Source organism: Brevefilum fermentans (assembly GCF_900184705.1).
Lineage (GTDB): Bacteria > Chloroflexota > Anaerolineae > Anaerolineales > Anaerolineaceae > Brevifilum > Brevifilum fermentans.
Genome location: NZ_LT859958.1, coordinates 2019791 through 2036867, shown reverse-complemented (window position 1 = coordinate 2036867; position 17077 = coordinate 2019791). Strand labels below are relative to the sequence as shown.

The window sequence follows — 17077 nt, the reverse complement described above, 5'->3', positions numbered from 1 at the left end:
TGTTAAATCAGTGTTTCATATCCAAATTCAAGATATATAGTTTCATTAGCGCCAAGTGAAAATAAATAAAAGCTAGGCGTGGTCATAGGAAAGGGTGGGTCGATCGTTACGCAGTATGTTCCTGGGGCGAGTGGGCCGAAACTAAATTCTTTAGCAGTTGTTGATGTCACAGTTGTGCCGAAGCAACTGTCTTTTAGCAGTGTAATTTTTACATCATAATATACGACAGGAGGTTCACCTGCATCGCGTTTACCGTTGTTATTGAAGTCCTGAAAAGCAATGCCTTCGATGTATCCAAATTGAGGTTGTGGGGTGTTAGGAGTTTCAGGCGTGGGCACTCCAGGGGTGTTAGGAGTTTCAGGCGTGGGCATGGGCACTTCACGGCTGTAGCATAGCCCTTGGATCGGTGTGGTAGCGGCAAAATTGTAGGTTTCCCGGCAGGTGTTATCGATCAGGTTCAGCGCCTTGAGCGGGTAGGTGGTGTGGGATTTATTGGGCGAACCAGCATCTTCTTTGGTGAAATGATCATGATGATCAAACAGGGCGGGATCGAGCAGGCTGTCTGCAGCCCAGACGCCCCAGACGAAGGTTGTCCGTGTCAGCAGTGATTTCTTGAAAGCAATTGAGACCGATACTGGTGAGCCTTCTGATACCCTCGCCCAGGCAACGTCTGGATCGTTAAGGACGTTGATGGAAAAAAGTTCCTGTTCGTAACTGTCACCAGAATATCCGGTATCGGGACGCAAGATGGTCTGCCCACCAACATCTTTGTTGCCATCACGCCAAACGCTCAGACCAGTGATGTCCCATTGGTTTGAGGAAGGCCTGTCGGCGATAACCAGCAGATCACCGCGCCCATCCCAATCTTCATCAATTTCAATAGCATAAGCAGCCTGAAAACCGCCAACAGGATGTGTGTTGTTGGGGTAGATCGTCACGTAATAGAAGTTGTTGTCCTCAGAAATTTCGGTTTTATTGATATCGATATCTGGGCGATAAACCATTTCACCCTCGGTGAAGGGACGTTCGTACAAGTTGGCAGTGAAATCATCGCCTGCCGTGACAGATTTGTTGCCAGCATTTTTACTGGAATCGGTATCGTAGAACCATTTGTGGATCCAACCTGGATTACCCGGTGTGACCTGGTGAACAATTTCAGTTAGCGCGGTGGTTTGCTCCTCATCAGCCGGTGGCCCTTCTGCAGGAAGATCAATTTGTGGATCTGTAGGCATGGGAGTTGGGGGTAATGGTTCCTGTGTTATGGTAGCAGGGGGCTGAATTTGTGCCATGGACGTTTGAGTGATGGCAATCGCCAGCATGGTTTCGGCGATGTGGATGTCGGACAGATCAGTTGACTGACCCGATGGGGCACAGGCAGCTATGAGGAGTGCAAATAGAATCAAGAAAATGATGGTAACCAAATATATTTTTTTCATCAGTTTTCTCCAAAATAAAACCGGTTAGATGTATAAAACACTAAAAAGATAGAAAACAGTTTTGGTTTGGAAATATTTGCACAATAATTGTTATATCGTATTGTTGAGGAACGATCTTAAAATTCAGTATAACATAAAAGATGACAAAAAATCAAATGTTTTTGGAGAAAGTAAATCTTTTTCCTGGTCGCTGGAGGTTTTGTGCTTTAGGGACAATTGGTGAAAATAAATCTGTGATTGCATGACTCTTAACTTATGTCCGAGTGGGATTGCTGTTTTATTGTGTTTTCTGGTAACGTTTTTTATTGATTGGATGGATAGCCATGTATTTTTTGGATATAAAATGTTAGTGCCTAACACAATTTTCTGAAACTTTATTATCTCGTTATAATTGTTTTATGGTGTTGTTACATTGAGGAATTATTGTCGTAGAAATTGTAATGGATTAACAAAAATCGAATTAGGCCAGGTCAATTTCTCAGAAAACAAAAAACCTGGCGAGGAGAGATGATGAAACTAATTAACTTTATCCAAAAAAGCCGCAGTTATCGCCGGTTTGACGAGGATTACCGGGTTGACAGCAAGACACTGCGTGAATTGATCCGTCTGGCGCAATATTCGCCATCGGGCAGGAACAGGCAGCCGTTAAAGTACTGGTTAAGCAACACACCGGAGATGAATGAAACCATCTTCTCTACCTTAAGCTGGGCGGGCGATTTAAAAGATTGGCCAGGTCCAGCCAGAGGTGAACGCCCAAGTGCGTATATCCTGATCCTGGGGGATACCGCCATCAGTGAGAGCTTTGGCGTTGATCATGGCATTGCAGCGCAAAGCATCCTGCTGGGCGCTGTTGAGGCAGGCTTGGGTGGCTGCATCATCGGTTCGGTGCAGCGTGATGTTCTGGTCAAGGCGCTGGCGATTCCGTCAAGGTACCAAATCTTGCTCGCCATTGCCCTGGGCAAGCCTGCAGAAAAAGTCGTGGTCGATATTGTCGATGAGGAAGCAAACCTGACTTACTATCGAGATGAGCAGGATGTTCACCATGTGCCCAAACGGGGACTGGATGAGTTGATTTTGCATGATGTTTAGGGAATGAAAACTTCGAGAATCGCCACCGAAACATGCATTTCGGTGGCGATTCTTTATTACCAGGTTTCAGTGATTTTCTTCAGCCCGCGAGGATTGTCGACATCAAGACCGCGTGTATTGGCTAAGTACATGGCGAAAAGTTGACCGGGGATAATGGTTGTGATCGGTGAGAGCCACTCGGGTACGGCATCGGGAACGGTCAACGTGTATTCGGTTAATTTGAGGAGGTCCGGATGGTCACTGACCATGATTACCTCTGCCCCCCGCTGATTGAATTTTTCAACCAGGGACTGGAATTCTGAGACCATCAATCCTCCGGGTGCAAAGATGAACACCGGAAAACCGCTGTCGATGAGAGCAAGGGGACCATGTTGAAAATCGGCACTGGAATAGGGCTCTGCGATCGTATAAGTGAGCTCCTTCATTTTAAGCGAAAACTCAAAGGCGGTTGCATAGTTGAATCCCCGGCTGAGGACCACACAGTGGGTCATGTACCGGTAGCGTTCGGCCAGGCTGTTGATATGGGTTGTTTGTTGCAAGGCTTTTTCTACGCTGTTAGAGAGCTCTTCCAGGTTGCGGCGAAGTTCTTCACCTGGATGGATTTCAAAGGACAGGCGTGCCAGGCAGGCGAGCTGCGCTGTATAGGTTTTGGTGGCTGCCAGGGAGCGTTCGACACCGGCTTGCAGGTCGAGGGCTATGTCGGCGGTGTGACCTAAGGGGGAATCAGCGGTGTTCGTAATGGCTGCTGTTAATGCACCCTGGCGTTTGCCTTCTGCCAGCACGGAGATGATATCCGGGCTTTTACCGCTCTGGCTGATCCCCAATACCAGGGTGTTGGAGAGATTGGGACTCTGGCGGTAAACCGTGAATAAACTGGGCGTTGCCAGGGAGACCAGCATGTTGTTGTACGCACCTAAAAGGTATTGCGCATACCGGGCGGCATTATCACTGGTGCCGCGAGCGGCGATGTAAACCTGGGTAATTCTCCTCGCATGGATTTGCTGTACCAGTTCGATGATAGCGTCTTGCGGCTGAGAGAGGAGCCGGCTGATCACTGCAGGTTGTTGATGAATCTCTTGAAATAAAGCGGTGTGATGAATGGGTTTCATGTTTTCCTCAAGTTGTTCAGGAGCCAAGCAATTTTTCTCTGGCAAATTCAACAGCAGCGTCTGTGTTGAGATTTTCTGTTTCAGAGAATAAATCGCTCTCTCCGATGACGGGGTTATTCAGAAGCGACAGGGCAAGATCTGAGCCGATGCCGCTATCGATGACACGTTGAATACCCAGGGGCGGGTTGATGCGAGGGGTGTAGGATAGAATTTCTCCGAAGAAATTGACCACTTCGAAGGCTGATTCGAAGGGCCCAGCAGAAAGGTGTACGCCATTGGCATTGATACCCACTTCATCCAGTCCAAAAAGTTCAGGATGGGCATGAAGTTGCCCCCGAATCGAATCAGGCTTGGCCCGGGCTGGGAAGGTATCACCAACCAGGTTGAATTTGAGATCGTACCAATCGGTATTGCTATGAACCAGCATGAGAACAATACAGTGATCCTCGCGGGTGAAATGCATTAACTGCGAGGGATTAAACCCGTTGACAAGCAGGATTGGATCGCCTTTATAGTTTATGGCGACAAAATAAAACCCGCTGCGGAGTTTTTGGGCACCCTGCCCAAACCAAATCGCATTCAATGTGTCGACATCAGATGAATATGTTTGTAGGAATTCATGCCCACCGAGGATTTTGTGACTTCCGTCGTCCTCGATGTTAAGAACCTGGAACATTTCTTGCCGGGTTTGATCATTGATGATCTGGGAGGCTTCACGAGAGAGCTGGTTGATAAAACCGTAATGCCGATTCATGATCTGGTAATCCGCCAGAACCTTTCCCGGCATAACCACCAAACCATTGATGTGAACCTGGTATGTGGAGAACAAATCCTCAATCATTTTCAGACTGTTAAGAACCTTTGCGTCATCTTCCACACTGAGCAGCTCGGGTTTGATAAAAAAGACCAATTCATTTTGGAAAACAGGGTTTCCAATTTGGACAGGTTGGATAATTTCTGCGGCGCTCGCAGCTCTGGTTCTGGCGATCAAGGCCTGGTTGAGTAAATTTCGCATAAAGTCAGTCACCTCGTGTTAATTAATGGACCTGGTTATTATACTCAATCCCAGATTTTCCACAAAAAAAGCAGGCACCGGGAAATGATGCCTGCTTCGAATGGTTGATAGGTTCGCTGGGGGTCTGTTCAGGGTTGATAACAAATTGTAAAGGTATCCAGGCGTTTATCTTCGTCAGTTGGGTTGGAAACAAAATTAATCCAGCCGTTGTCCTCTTGTGTTGTTTGGAACAAGGTCAATTCCTGGTCGATGATGAACCCGCCGCCGGTAACGTAACTGCCAGCAGGGCAATTCATTTGAGCGCTGGCTGTACTGTTAGCCGGGACTTTGTTTTCCTTCTTATCATATTGAGAGGTGCTGCCAGAAGCGCCGGTCAGGCAGATGGCAAAAGCTGTGACTTTGGGCGAAATATCCGTCGGATTGTGGACACTGATCTGCCAATCGTTCCCCGATTTGGCTGAAATGAAAATTTTAACCGGCGCATTGTTTTCAACCGACCAACCGCCGCCTGTCACCAGGGATCCTGAGGGACAACTGGCTGTAATTATTGTTTTATCGTTTGGCAACGCTAGTTTTTCCTCAGAAACAGTGCTGCTAGTTCCTTTCGAATTCAATAAACAGGTGGCTGATATGGTTAACTCCTTCGCTGAAGAGTCGAAATTGGTGGCGGTGATGCTCCAACCGTTGCCATCTTTCTTCGATTGCCATACCTGAATGTCAAATTGATGTGAGAATCCACCTGAAACGACAATCGATCCTGTAGGGCAAGTAATGGTTTTGCTTTCCGTTGAATTGGGCGGGATGGAGATCTGCGCACTGATTTGCTGCACGCTGATTGGCGGGAGCGTTGGTGTGTAGGTTTGGGTTGGGAACGTGGTTGGGGTTGGTGAGAGCGTCGGTGTTTGAGTATGTGTCGGCACCGGTGTATGGGTGGGGAGCTCGATCACATTGATAGTCGTGATGAGCTCCGGACCGAACAGGGTTCCGTCACCTGCCTGGATCCGCCAGATGGACGTGTGTGTGCCTGGCTGAGAGGGTGCCGTCATTTCGATAACAAGATCCGCATTCGACCCAGCCTTAACGACGGGCAGGGCTTTTGGAAAGACAGCTCCCATGTGGTCGCCCCCTGAGTGAACCAGCTGATAGCCGATCCAATCACAGGAGCCATTATTGTTTACACGCCAGATTTTGGTAAAGTTCACATTCGTCGATATCTGTGTACTTTCCGGGATGGTCACATGGGTCACGAACGAAGCACTGTTCGTGCAGATTGCCTGTGCTGTTTGAGTTTGGGCAAACTCTTCCGCGGAGGGTGTTGGCGTAGGCGTGGATGAAATTTCGATATCTTCGATTGAACTCACCACATTCAGGGTGATGCTGAATGGGTCTGAAACCGTTCCCTTACGATCAACCGCTAACACTGAAACGATCACACTGCCTTCCGTGAGCGGCGCAAAGGGGAGTTCAGCGATGAGGTCGCGCGGATTACCTCTTGCCGGTAATTGAGTAGCCGTTAGCTCACCGTTGATATACAATTCAACCCTGGAAATGCCCTGAGAAGACCTCGCTTTTGCGTAAATGAGCACCCCTTCGTTGAAAAGCACGTGTTGCCCATTTTCGAGGTTTGTGATCTCGATCAGGACCCAGGGTTGATCGGGAAAATGGCACCCGGCCAGGGTAACGAGGATGATGATGGCAAGCAGCCAAAATTTTCGAGCAGACATGTTTAAATCCCTTTGCTTAATTCAATAACAAAGCGCATTATTCAAGTCTTCTAATTATATGATGAAATCTATGAAAGCTTAAAACAATCGGGGTTGATCAGGGGCTTTTTCTTCAATCCAGGCTTCTTTGATTGTTCCATCGTTCAGGATGTGAAGAACCTTTGTCCCGGATGCAAGCAACGTTTGAGCAATTGTGTGCTGACGATGGCATCTTCCAGGATCTCCTTCAGCACACATGATCGCCAGGTGGCTTCGCATGGAAAGTTCCATCAACACTTTTATCGCCTCGTTATACACGGCTTGAGGCGGTAAGTTCCTTTGCTCAGGAGATCTCGTTTTTTTAATTGGCTTTCCCCCAAGTTTATGACCTAAATAGGTGTACTTAATTTTAAAAGGCAACAGCATGTTAGGCAGGCGCGACTTATCGCTCCAGGGTGCATACTTGCTGTAAGGTATGCTGCGAATGTCTACGATATGGTTGATGTTGTTCGCCTGGATCAGTGTAATGAATTGCATAAAATTCAGGCTGCTATGCCCGACTGTAAAAATCGTCTGAGCCATATTTAATTGTAGCGGAGTTTGAAAAATAAATCAAATTCAAATCCAAACCTTGAATTCAATGCTTGAGATTTTAAATAATAAGGTAAAATCAAACAAGTTAATTGTTATCACCTGTATTGGGTGCAAGCATGCAAAAGAAAGGATGGATAATTTGAAAAAGTCTTTATATACAAGGCTCTGGGCGATATTTTATGTGATCCTGGTCTTTTTACCCCTGGTTTTGTTGATCATTTTTCCACGCCCACGGTCACGCGAATTTTTGCGAGATTTCTCGGTTGCATTGGGCTTTATCACCATGTCCTTGCTGGGATTACAAACCATTCCAACATCACGCTTGAAATTCATAACCCGGCATTTTCCAATGGAGAAACTGTATACGATCCATCACAAAATGTCAATCGCCACATTGATTTTATCGGTGATTCACCCTGTATTATTGATTATTAATAACCCCGAAACTTTGCTGTTGCTAAACTTTACGACTGCCCCTTGGCGGGCACGGGCAGCGTTGATCTCGGTGCTGGCGATGCTGATTTTGATTGTCACTTCAGTGTGGCGGGAAGATATCAAAATGAGATATGATGTCTGGCGCTGGTTGCACGATGCAATGACCCTGCTGGCTGTGGGGTTTGCCTTCTTCCATATGTTCAGGATCAATTATTTCCTGTCGCTTACCTATCAGCGTGTCATCTGGCTGGTTTTAGCAGCGATTTGGTTGGCAGTGATCGTGTACATTCGTGTGGCGCGCCCGATTATCATGGTAAAACACCCCTACGTGGTGGACCATGTTGAAAAGGAATTTGGGGATTCCTGGTCCTTATTTGTGCGTCCAGATGGGCATCCCGGATTTAAATTCCAAGCGGGTCAATTTGCCTGGATAACGGTAGAATCCCCCTTTATTTTTCGAGAAAACCCATTTTCATTTTCATCCAGCTCGGATCGAGATGATGGTCTGATGAGTTTTACGATTAAGGAACTGGGTGATTTCACCAGCTCTATCAAGGATTTGAAGCCAGGCGATCGGATCTATGTGGATGGCCCTTATGGCACTTTCAGCCTTGATGAGCATCAAAGCAACCGCTTGGTATTGATTGCAGGCGGGATTGGGTCAGCGCCGGTATTAAGCATTTTGCGTACCATGCGCGATCGTGATCATTGTATACCGGTGATGTTTTTTTATGGAAGCCCAAGTTGGGATAAGGTTATTTTCAGAGACGAACTGGCTGAACTTGAAAAAGAAATGGATTGCCTGAAAGTGATACACGTCCTTGAACACACGACGGAAGACTGGAAAGGCGAAAGTGGATATATTACCGCTGATATTTTGGCCCGCCATTTGCCTGCTGATTATAAACAATGGGAATATCTCTTCTTCCTGTGTGGACCAACGCCAATGATTGAGGCTGTGGAAGGCGCCTTGCACAGCCTGGATGTGGGGAGTAAGAAAATCTTCTCTGAAAAATATGAGATGGCTTGATTGAGATAACCAAAAAAGGCTGCTTGAGAATCCAAAGCAGCCTTTTTTATTTTAATGGCGCTGAAGTTTAATCGGGTCGGACCATGTTTGACATGTCGACATCAATCACGGTAGCCAGATCTTCAATGGTATCGTAGAGCAATTGGATGGCGTATTGAGGATTGTGTACAAAGGCACCCTTAGAATGAACAATCAGATCGAAATTGTAAGCGGCTTTCACCAGGCGCGGGGTCCAGTTTTTATAAAGATTGCCATAGTTGATCTCATCAGGGTCTGCAACCCCATTGCTGTTTGTATCGACCACCCAGTAAGGGTAACGGAAGGCGTACACAAGCCGCTGACCGGCAACTTCAAGGGAGTAAGCCTTGATGGCGTCGTGTAGCGCTTCATGCAGGGTGGCAATTTCGTAATGGATGCCCTCGGTGGTGTTTCCATCCCCGTCGTAATCGGGACGACCAGCCTCGCGAATATCGTGCAGATTAGAGTAATCAGTGACGACAGAGTGACAGGTGGCGCAATCACTAGGCGTAACCTGGAGTGAATGCGGGTCATGACAGTCTGTGCAGTTTTGAAAGCTCGGAACATGTCGAAAGAAACCAGCATAAGTTTTACCAGGATATTGATATCCAATCATTGCGTCTGCGCCAAAACGGAGGGCGCCGTCAACCTTGTAATGGGCACTGATATACTCGAGATTTTCATTAACCTCGTCTTCCGGCAATGTGGCAACGGCTTTGGTGACATCACCGCCTGAGCTATAGCCCTGGTGGCACTCAGCACAATTCGAACTCATGCCATGGATGTCAATTTTGACGCCAGAAGGGAACAGAGTCTCATTTTTTTCGTGGGCGCTGGGGTTGTGGCACACCTGACAAGTCACCACAGAACCGATTGGCACGGATGAATCAACAACAAAGGCTTCACTGCCATCCTCACCCAGGTAGTCAAGATAGCCATACGCACTATGGCATTTCGCACAGAAGGCAGGTATCTCAGGTGGTTCGTATTCATTCCAATAGTTAAAAGTGAAGGATTCACGATCAGCATGTGCAGACTCTGCCCAATTTTCACTGATCGCCTGTACGCTTTCGGGACGCGGTTGCGGTGGTAAGATCACCTTCCCAACCAGCAGGATAACCAGTCCACCCAGAACAAAGAAGATCAGAAGTAAAGGCCAAATCGATTTTTTCATCAGCATTTCTCCATAAAAAAGAATGATAGTTAATTTAGCAAACATTTTACCAGAAAAACTGGAAAACTGAAAACGAATTTCCAGGCGTAAATTCGGTATAATCAGAGACAAATGACACAAAAATTGAGAGCGTTGTTAAAATACGGCGCCTTTGCGATGATTTGTATTGGGAGCACCTGGCTGCAGGGCTGCACAAAAGAAATAACCCCCCTGGTAACTGCCGGGAGATCTGATAATCTCGAAGTGCATACCGAGATCGTCCCCGAGTTTGCGATTGTTGGTACTCCCACAACGACTTATCCGGCACCTACGCCGACAACTTCAGCCACGCCGGAACCAACCCCTTCGAACAGACCGACAAAGATCAGCACTATTGAACACGACGTTGGGCCGGAATTTCCTGAAAGATTTTTTCCTGAAACAATGAAACCAGCCGTTACACCCGTGGCATACCTGTCCAGCGTTTGCCAGTATCTTGAAAATCGCTGGGGTGAAGAAAAGAGCAGTCCTGGCACGGTTGTTGTACCCATTATGTTTCATTCAATAGTGAGTCCTGGTCGGCAGATCAGCGACACAACATCAATATCGATGGATTATTTTGAGTATTTTATGGAAACAGCGATAGAATTAGGCTTTTCAACGATCACATCGCAACAACTGGTTGATTTTCTTAAATACAACCAGGCAATCCCAGAGCGGTCGATGCTGTTAATCTTGGATGACCGCCGACCTGGCGTCACCGAGCTGTTTATGCCTTACCTGGAAGAGCAGGATTGGACGCTGACTCTGGGCTGGATTGCTACTGACAGTACCCGCGATTCGGTTTGGGAAACGATGACAAGATTAGCCAGCACCGGTCGGCTGGATGTGCAATCCCATGGTTATAACCACATTTACATCCAAGATTACACCACGATAGAGCAGATTAAGGAAGAATTGTATCAACCGATTGAAGCCATCGAAGCACGTTTCGGAAAAAGACCGATTGCACACGTGTGGCCAGGCGGAAATTTTGATGCGCGGGCGGTTGCCATCGCTGTTGAAGCAGGATATCAAATCGGATTCACCGTTTATTCGCGCGGACCAATTATGTACAACTGGATTCCACTGGGAGAGCCTGAAATGTCCATGGAGACGCCTTTGTTGGTACTGCCCCGGTTTTGGTCAACCGCTGCTGTTCAGGCGCTGAATGAAGCTGTAATGGTGAGCGAGGCTGCCAAGGAATACGCAAGAAGTGTTGATGAAGCTGAACGGGAATATTATTACTATTATTGTCATGCTGAAGGAAGTGAGTGATTCAATGAGGCTCAGATGCACGCTCATCACAATTGCGCTGGTCAGTCTGATTTTTCTGGGTGGATGTTATCAGCCTGGCCCGGGTTCGAAGCCCTGGCAAGCGTCTTTCAGCGACAAGGATGCGCCGAATATTATCGTGTCCACCACGGATGGGAACAGTTCGGAGATGCATATTGCCCCGATTATCACAGCGTCCACGCCCACACCCAATCCACCCATTACCTTGCCTACACCCAGGAGTGAAACGCTGACCTACGTCGTTCAACAAGGAGACTTTCTGCGGAAGATTTCCCAGAAATACCAGGTTTCGATCAACCAAATCGTTGAAGCAAATGATATTGCCGATCAAAACCTGATTGAAGTCGGGCAAGTGCTATTGATTCCCCCGTCCTCATTTACAGATGTTGCCCCAGGTTTTAAGATCCTGCCCGATTCTGAATTGATAAACAGCCCCAGCAATGCTGATTTTGATGTGGCTAAATTTGTGGCCGCCCAGGGAGGATACCTGTCGGTTTACAGCGAAGAAGTGGACGATGTTCGCATGAGCGGCGCTGAAATCTTGGAGCAAGTCGCATTGTTATTCTCTGTTAATCCCCGTTTGTTGCTTTCCGTATTGGAGTTTCAAAGCCAATGGGTGACTGAAAAAGAACCGCCTGATGAGACTCTCGAATTCCCCATGCGCTATTATGACGCCTGGAACAGCGGTTTGTTTGATCAACTGGCATGGGCGGCGAATTTGCTAAATGAAGGTTACTACCTGTGGAAGCTTGAAGCCATCAGTATGTGGGAGCTTTCTGATTTCAGCATGATCGGAGTTGATCCGACCATAAACGCAGGGACAGCCGGCGTGTTGAACCTGATGCGTCACCTGACCACAGAGGAAGATTGGAGATGGGCGGTTTCTGAAACCGGGATTTTTGCCACCTATTATCGTTTTTTTGGCTATCCTTTTGATCACGGTATTGAACCCCTTATTCCGGATGACCTGGTACAGGTTGAATTACAACTTCCATTTCAGGCAGGCGCAGTTTGGTCCTTTACGGGCGGCCCGCATGGCGGTTGGGGTACAGGGTCTGCCTGGGCAGCGCTTGATTTTGCACCGCCAGGAGAAGCCCTGGGCTGCTTTCCCAGTGATGCCTGGGCGGTCGCGGTAGCGCCGGGTGAGGTGGTTTATTCAGGGCATGGCGCTGTGATTCAAGATTTGGATGGAGATGGTGTCTGGCAGACAGGATGGTCGATCCTGTATATGCATATGGATACCCAAGATCGGGTCAGCGTGGGCACCTATGTGGAGGCGGGGGATCGGGTTGGTCACCCTTCCTGTGAAGGCGGTTTCTCTACCGGAACGCACCTGCATATTGCCCGAAGGTATAATGGAGAATGGATCGCAGCCGATGGAAACCTGCCGTTTGTTATGGATGGTTGGGTCTCTTCAGGATATGGCGTGGAATATGACGGTTATCTGACGAAAGGAGATACCGTTTTGGAGGCATGGAATGGGCGCACAGCGACCAATGCAATCCAGCGCTAGGCACCGCTATTTTAAGCGTCGACTTAAGCGGTCACTTGGGCTGTTAACGGCGGGGTTGATCTTAGCCGGGATTGTCGGCGGTGGGTTGGCTTATCCCGTACTGGCTCCGGATTCTTCCCGGTGGAGCGGCCCCGTGATAACGCCGACGGTCAGTCCGACTGCGGAAAGCATGATCTCCTCAGTGCCGGAAACAAGCCTGCCAACACCAGAAACCCCGACAGAAGCCGTTCTCTTAACCACAGAAGCAACGCCAACTCAGAAAGAACCTGGATTGCCGTTGCCCACCCAGGCGCGGAATATCCCCCCCAGTGATGACCCAAGTATCCTGTATTATACAGTCGCCGGAGACAGCCTTGCAGTAGTCAGTTTGCGTTTTGGGGTTAATGTTGGCGAGGTGAAATCTCCCATGGAAATTGACCATCATGGGCTGCTTCCGCCCGGGCAGCTGTTAATCATCCCCAACCGACTGGGAGAGACCAGTTCTCGCAGTAAGTTGCTGCCCGATAGCGAGGTGACATTCTCACCATCAACGGTCGATTTTGATATCAAAAGCTTCGTTGAGGAAGCAGGTGGTTATCTTGCGACCCATTCTCAATACCTGGCAACGACCGGGATCACTTCGGGTGCTGATGTGATTGGCCGCATTGCGCTCGAGTATTCGGTTAACCCCAGGTTGTTGCTGGCATTTTTGGAATATCGATCGGGCTGGGTTTATGGTTTCCCCGAGGATCAACGGTCGATTGACTACCCCCTGGGCTATTACATGGAAGCAAAGAAAGACCTGTATCTACAGGCAGCCTGGTTTGCCAGCCGGGTGATGGACGGTTATTATGGCTGGAAGGAAGGCAGAAAACTGGCGATTGATTTTGATGATGGGCAGTTTTTGCGCCTGGCACCGGAACTGAACTCGGGAACGGTCGGGTTAATGAACGCATTTTCAGATTTATACAGCTATGATGATTGGGTGCAAGCCCTGTATACTGAAGAGAGCTTTTTTACCCTTTTTGAACAAATGTTTGGCAACCCATGGATCCGTGCCCAGGAAGTTGAGCCGTTAATACCGGCGGATATCGCACAACCCGAGATGATCCTCCCCTTTGAGCCAAACTATAAATGGGCTTTCACCGGGGGACCGCACGCTGCCTGGAGCTCAGCCGACGTGTGGGCAGCACTTGATTTTGCTCCACCCAGCTCTGAAACGGGATGCCACGAGTCGCCAGTCTGGGTGGTTGCTTCAGTACCAGGACGGGTGGTTCGTTCTGAGAATGGTGTGGTTGTGATTGATATGGATGGTGATGGCTACGAGCAAACGGGCTGGACCCTGTTGTACTTGCATATTGCCACCAAGGACAGGATCCCGCTGGACACCTGGGTTGAGGTTGGAGATCGAATCGGGCACCCTTCGTGTGAAGGCGGTCGTTCCACCGGTACGCATGTCCATATCGCCCGGCGCTACAATGGCGAATGGGTTCCGGCTGGCGGTCCTTTACCGTTTACACTCAGTGGATGGACTGCCCGCGCCAGCAGCGTGCCCTACAAAGGATGGCTAACTCGAGGGACTGAAATTATTTATGCCAACACTGCCGCAACCTTTGAAACCCACATTAAACGAGAAAAATAGCGACCTTTAGCGGGAAGGTTCGATATTTTTTGATATGATGTCCTTGAAAAAAGCAGCTCTGTAAGCGAAAATCAATCTGCTGAGTTTTTGAGACAATTTGATGATAGACTCTGTTCGTTTTTGTATGTATCAGGCCTGATTAGCCACTCCATTGTGATGAAAAACCTGAAGATTTACTCAATCCTTTTTTTGTTAACATTCATTCTGTCGGCGTGTTCGCCTTCGCCACTGCCAACGATGATTTACCCCACCCCGGTTGATGAAGCTGTCGTCGAGGTTTTTGCTGAGATCACACCATTCCCAACCCGTCGAGCTTATGAGCCCGGTGAATTGGTCGAATACATTGCGCAAACGGGCGACACGCTCCCCGCACTGGCTACTCGTTTTAATACGACAGAGAGTGAAATCCGCAAGGCAAACCCAATCATCCCCGATGATGCCACCACCATGCCGCCGGGAATGCCGATGCAAATTCCTATTTATTACCGCCCCCTGTGGGGAACCCCGTTCCAAATCATTCCGGATGCTGTGTTTGTAAATGGCCCTGACGCGGTGAGTTTTGAAGCTTCTGCTTTTATTGCCCAATCTGGAGGGTGGATTCACTCGTATACTGCCTGGGCGTTCAGTGGCACGCGCACCGCAGGTGAAATTGTTGATTATGTCGGCTTGAACTATTCGATCAGCCCCAAGGTGCAACTGGCTTTGCTGGAGTATTTGGCCGGCGCGTTTTCTCAACCCGAACTCGACCCTGCTGCTGAAAAGAATATCCTTGGCCTGGAAACGAATTACTGGACAGGGGTTTACCTGCAGTTATCACATGCCTCGAACCTGCTGAATGACAGCTATTACCGCTGGAGAAACGGTGAGCTGCTTGAATTCGAACTGGCGGATGGTTCCCTGGTACGGCCTGACCCCTGGCAAAACGCGGCCAGTGTTGCATTGCAGCACTTTTTCTCACAAATCATGGGAGTTGCAGATTTTCACCGGGCGATCGGTCCGGACGGCTTCAGCCTGACGTATCAGAACCTGTTTGGCGACCCATGGGATGCTGAACCGCACATCCCTGGCTCCCTGAGTCAACCTGAGCTTTTGCTACCCTTTACGCCGGACAAGGTTTGGGCATTCACGGGTGGACCGCATACGGGCTGGGGCAGCCTGGCGCCCTGGGCAGCGCTGGATTTTGCTCCACCGTCGACAGTCACCGGCTGTTTCCCCTCTTCAGTGCCTACAACCGCTGTGGCAGACGGCCTGGTGGTGCGAGATGGCACCGGTTTATTGATCCTCGATCTGGATGGCGATGGCGATGAACGCACTGGATGGGTTGTGCTTTACCTGCACATTGCCAATGACGGTCGGGTTCCGCTGGGGACTTATGTTTCAGCAGGCGATCCGTTGGGCTTTCCATCCTGCGAAGGGGGAAGGTCAACCGGGACGCATATTCATATCGCCCGAAAATATAATGGGGAATGGGTCGAGGCGGATGGGGTCGTGCCGTTTGTGCTTTCAGGCTGGCGACCGCTGCGCGGTGAGGCACCTTATAAGGGGTGGCTGGTAAAGGGTCCAATCACAGTCCTGGCCAGTGAAAACCCGGATGGTAGAAGTATGATCCCGATTGATCTGGATCAATGAGTCGTTTAGATCCACTGCCAGCCTAAAGGGCGTGCATTAGGCAGGGTGGACACGGCTCAATTCACTTGCAGGGCATAGGGAACGCTACGAGAAGGTTTGCGTTGACGAGCATCTCCTGTTATTAAATTAGCGAATATTCAACACGCGCTTAATTGAGGAATTGCCAGGGGTTGACCGGGTATCCGTTTAACCGTATTTCAAAATGGAGGTGAGGACCGGTGGACATTCCAGTGCTACCCATTAAGCCGATCAATTGACCTTTCTGGACATTGCTGCCACAGGGCAGCATTGAACCATCCAACAGGTGGGCATAAAAGGTCTGCCAGCCGCGATCGTGGTCGATAACGATCAAATTGCCATACCCGCGATCCGACCAGCCCGAATAGACGATCACGCCGGAATCAGACGCGAAGATGGAGAAGCCGGAACGACCGGCAAAATCAAGCCCATTGTGAACGGGTGGGTTGTAATCGTAGCCCGAAAGCCATTTTTCTGTGGTCGGCCAGGTGAAGGTACCGGTGCCGACATCACCATAAAGGATGCCTCCGCAGGCGCCAGGACCGAGATAGGAATTGCCTGAAGCGGGGCTATCCCGAGGAACAATCCAGGCGACTGTTGGTCGTTTACCGCCCGGGACGACCAACATCGTGCCCGGAGCAATGTTGGGGTTTGAATAGTCACCAACAAGATCTTGATCCAGGTTGTTGCCGGGATAATTAACAATCACATCGGGAGAGACACCGTAAAAGGAGGAAACGCCGTTTAAACCCTCTCCCTCGGACCAGCGGTGATAAACGCCATCCATGGGCAGGATGAAGAGTTCCACGCCGATACTTAAGCCATCCGGAGTGTCGCCGATGACATAACGGTTGGCCCACAACACCGTTTCTGGCGTTAATCCGAATTTTTCTGCGATCCCAAAGATCGTGTCGCCTGCTTCAACGGTGTATTGGATCACTTCGGTGCGACCCTCAACCGCGGTTGCGGGGGTAATTTGAATTTCATGCCCGCGCAGCAAACCGGTTGATTGCCCGCTGGCTGAAAAAGCTGGCGTGCTAACCCCTGCAGGCAGGGTCACGCGGGTTGCCGTGGGCACAGGGGTGGGTTCTGGCGTCGGCATAATGGCGTGAACAATCAGCGAGCCAACACCCCAGACCATCAGTGTGAACACGATCCCTGTAATGATCAGCATCGCTGTTCGGGTCACGGCTGGACGCCTGAACATTGCGACAAGTTTAGAGCCTGCGCTTATCGGATTTTCGGCCCCAGGTCTTTCTGGCGAGTCTGTTTCGGATTTATCAAGGTCAATCTCTTCGATTTTGCTCTCAGGATCTGGTTGATTGTTCATTTTATCCTCTAATAGCATAGTATCACGGAAGATATGAATGTCAAGCACG

The 17077-nt window shown here is 49.2% G+C and carries 13 protein-coding genes; 6 read left to right on the top strand and 7 right to left on the bottom strand.

Going from position 1 to position 17077, the window contains the following annotated elements; genetic code table 11:
• Positions 1 to 2 precede the first annotated feature (2 nt).
• Positions 3 to 1436 carry an SdrD B-like domain-containing protein gene (locus tag CFX1CAM_RS08870; RefSeq protein WP_087862680.1) on the bottom strand — a complete coding sequence of 478 codons (1434 nt, stop codon included), beginning with the start codon at positions 1434 to 1436 and terminating at the stop codon, positions 3 to 5.
• A gap of 510 nt (positions 1437 to 1946) precedes the next feature.
• Between CFX1CAM_RS08870 and CFX1CAM_RS08865 the strand changes: the two genes are divergently transcribed.
• Complete coding sequence (locus tag CFX1CAM_RS08865) at positions 1947 to 2525, top strand: nitroreductase family protein (protein ID WP_231940980.1); 579 nt, start codon at positions 1947 to 1949, stop codon at positions 2523 to 2525.
• Between the two features lie 56 nt (positions 2526 to 2581).
• On the opposite strand, the gene CFX1CAM_RS08860 is transcribed toward CFX1CAM_RS08865, so the two are convergent.
• The 4 genes from CFX1CAM_RS08860 to CFX1CAM_RS08845 all read right to left on the bottom strand — a co-directional run bounded on the left by CFX1CAM_RS08860 (position 2582) and on the right by CFX1CAM_RS08845 (position 6889).
• Positions 2582 to 3634 carry an SIS domain-containing protein gene (locus CFX1CAM_RS08860; protein ID WP_087862678.1) on the bottom strand — a complete coding sequence of 351 codons (1053 nt, stop codon included), beginning with the start codon at positions 3632 to 3634 and terminating at the stop codon, positions 2582 to 2584.
• A gap of 16 nt (positions 3635 to 3650) precedes the next feature.
• Entirely contained in the window at positions 3651 to 4649 is a 999-nt protein-coding gene (locus tag CFX1CAM_RS08855) for a hypothetical protein (protein ID WP_087862677.1), read from the bottom strand.
• 128 nt (positions 4650 to 4777) lie between these two features.
• Positions 4778 to 6373, bottom strand: coding sequence for an NBR1-Ig-like domain-containing protein (locus tag CFX1CAM_RS08850; protein WP_087862676.1), 1596 nt, complete (start codon positions 6371 to 6373; stop codon positions 4778 to 4780).
• 78 nt (positions 6374 to 6451) lie between these two features.
• Positions 6452 to 6889 (bottom strand): DUF488 domain-containing protein, encoded by a 438-nt coding sequence (locus CFX1CAM_RS08845; protein ID WP_157891814.1) that lies wholly within the window; start codon positions 6887 to 6889, stop codon positions 6452 to 6454.
• A gap of 196 nt (positions 6890 to 7085) precedes the next feature.
• Between CFX1CAM_RS08845 and CFX1CAM_RS08840 the strand changes: the two genes are divergently transcribed.
• Complete coding sequence (locus tag CFX1CAM_RS08840; RefSeq protein WP_162287681.1) at positions 7086 to 8411, top strand: ferredoxin reductase family protein; 1326 nt, start codon at positions 7086 to 7088, stop codon at positions 8409 to 8411.
• Between the two features lie 67 nt (positions 8412 to 8478).
• Here CFX1CAM_RS08840 and CFX1CAM_RS08835 read toward each other — a convergent pair whose 3' ends face one another.
• Positions 8479 to 9603: a polyheme membrane-associated cytochrome C gene (locus CFX1CAM_RS08835; RefSeq protein ID WP_157891813.1), complete on the bottom strand. Its 1125-nt coding sequence runs from the start codon at positions 9601 to 9603 to the stop codon at positions 8479 to 8481.
• A 111-nt stretch (positions 9604 to 9714) separates the two neighbouring features.
• Between CFX1CAM_RS08835 and CFX1CAM_RS08830 the strand changes: the two genes are divergently transcribed.
• The 4 genes from CFX1CAM_RS08830 (at position 9715) to CFX1CAM_RS08815 (ending at position 15680) form a co-directional block, all read left to right on the top strand.
• On the top strand, positions 9715 to 10899 hold the full coding sequence (locus CFX1CAM_RS08830; protein WP_087862672.1) for a polysaccharide deacetylase family protein: 1185 nt from the start codon (positions 9715 to 9717) through the stop codon (positions 10897 to 10899).
• A gap of 4 nt (positions 10900 to 10903) precedes the next feature.
• The gene (locus CFX1CAM_RS08825; RefSeq protein ID WP_162287680.1) at positions 10904 to 12430 is read left to right on the top strand and encodes a LysM peptidoglycan-binding domain-containing protein; all 1527 of its coding nucleotides are present in this window, start codon (positions 10904 to 10906) and stop codon (positions 12428 to 12430) included.
• The gene (locus CFX1CAM_RS08820) at positions 12396 to 14051 is read left to right on the top strand and encodes a M23 family metallopeptidase (RefSeq protein WP_087862670.1); all 1656 of its coding nucleotides are present in this window, start codon (positions 12396 to 12398) and stop codon (positions 14049 to 14051) included. The genes CFX1CAM_RS08825 and CFX1CAM_RS08820 overlap by 35 nt, the downstream gene beginning before the upstream one ends.
• A gap of 237 nt (positions 14052 to 14288) precedes the next feature.
• Positions 14289 to 15680, top strand: coding sequence for a LysM peptidoglycan-binding domain-containing M23 family metallopeptidase (locus tag CFX1CAM_RS08815; RefSeq protein WP_162287679.1), 1392 nt, complete (start codon positions 14289 to 14291; stop codon positions 15678 to 15680).
• 148 nt (positions 15681 to 15828) lie between these two features.
• On the opposite strand, the gene CFX1CAM_RS08810 is transcribed toward CFX1CAM_RS08815, so the two are convergent.
• Positions 15829 to 17028: a M23 family metallopeptidase gene (locus tag CFX1CAM_RS08810; RefSeq protein ID WP_162287678.1), complete on the bottom strand. Its 1200-nt coding sequence runs from the start codon at positions 17026 to 17028 to the stop codon at positions 15829 to 15831.
• Between the last annotated feature and the right edge of the window lie 49 nt (positions 17029 to 17077).

Bases quoted from the DNA above. Each gene is read 5' to 3' on its own strand.
- CFX1CAM_RS08870 (WP_087862680.1), bottom strand. From the start codon at position 1,436: ATGAAAAAAATATATTTGGTTACCATCATTTTCTTGATTCTATTTGCA.
- CFX1CAM_RS08865 (WP_231940980.1), top strand. From the start codon at position 1,947: ATGAAACTAATTAACTTTATCCAAAAAAGCCGCAGTTATCGCCGGTTT.
- CFX1CAM_RS08860 (WP_087862678.1), bottom strand. From the start codon at position 3,634: ATGAAACCCATTCATCACACCGCTTTATTTCAAGAGATTCATCAACAA.
- CFX1CAM_RS08855 (WP_087862677.1), bottom strand. From the start codon at position 4,649: ATGCGAAATTTACTCAACCAGGCCTTGATCGCCAGAACCAGAGCTGCG.
- CFX1CAM_RS08850 (WP_087862676.1), bottom strand. From the start codon at position 6,373: ATGTCTGCTCGAAAATTTTGGCTGCTTGCCATCATCATCCTCGTTACC.
- CFX1CAM_RS08845 (WP_157891814.1), bottom strand. From the start codon at position 6,889: ATGCAATTCATTACACTGATCCAGGCGAACAACATCAACCATATCGTA.
- CFX1CAM_RS08835 (WP_157891813.1), bottom strand. From the start codon at position 9,603: ATGAAAAAATCGATTTGGCCTTTACTTCTGATCTTCTTTGTTCTGGGT.
- CFX1CAM_RS08830 (WP_087862672.1), top strand. From the start codon at position 9,715: ATGACACAAAAATTGAGAGCGTTGTTAAAATACGGCGCCTTTGCGATG.
- CFX1CAM_RS08825 (WP_162287680.1), top strand. From the start codon at position 10,904: ATGAGGCTCAGATGCACGCTCATCACAATTGCGCTGGTCAGTCTGATT.
- CFX1CAM_RS08820 (WP_087862670.1), top strand. From the start codon at position 12,396: ATGGGCGCACAGCGACCAATGCAATCCAGCGCTAGGCACCGCTATTTT.
- CFX1CAM_RS08815 (WP_162287679.1), top strand. From the start codon at position 14,289: ATGATTTACCCCACCCCGGTTGATGAAGCTGTCGTCGAGGTTTTTGCT.
- CFX1CAM_RS08810 (WP_162287678.1), bottom strand. From the start codon at position 17,028: ATGAACAATCAACCAGATCCTGAGAGCAAAATCGAAGAGATTGACCTT.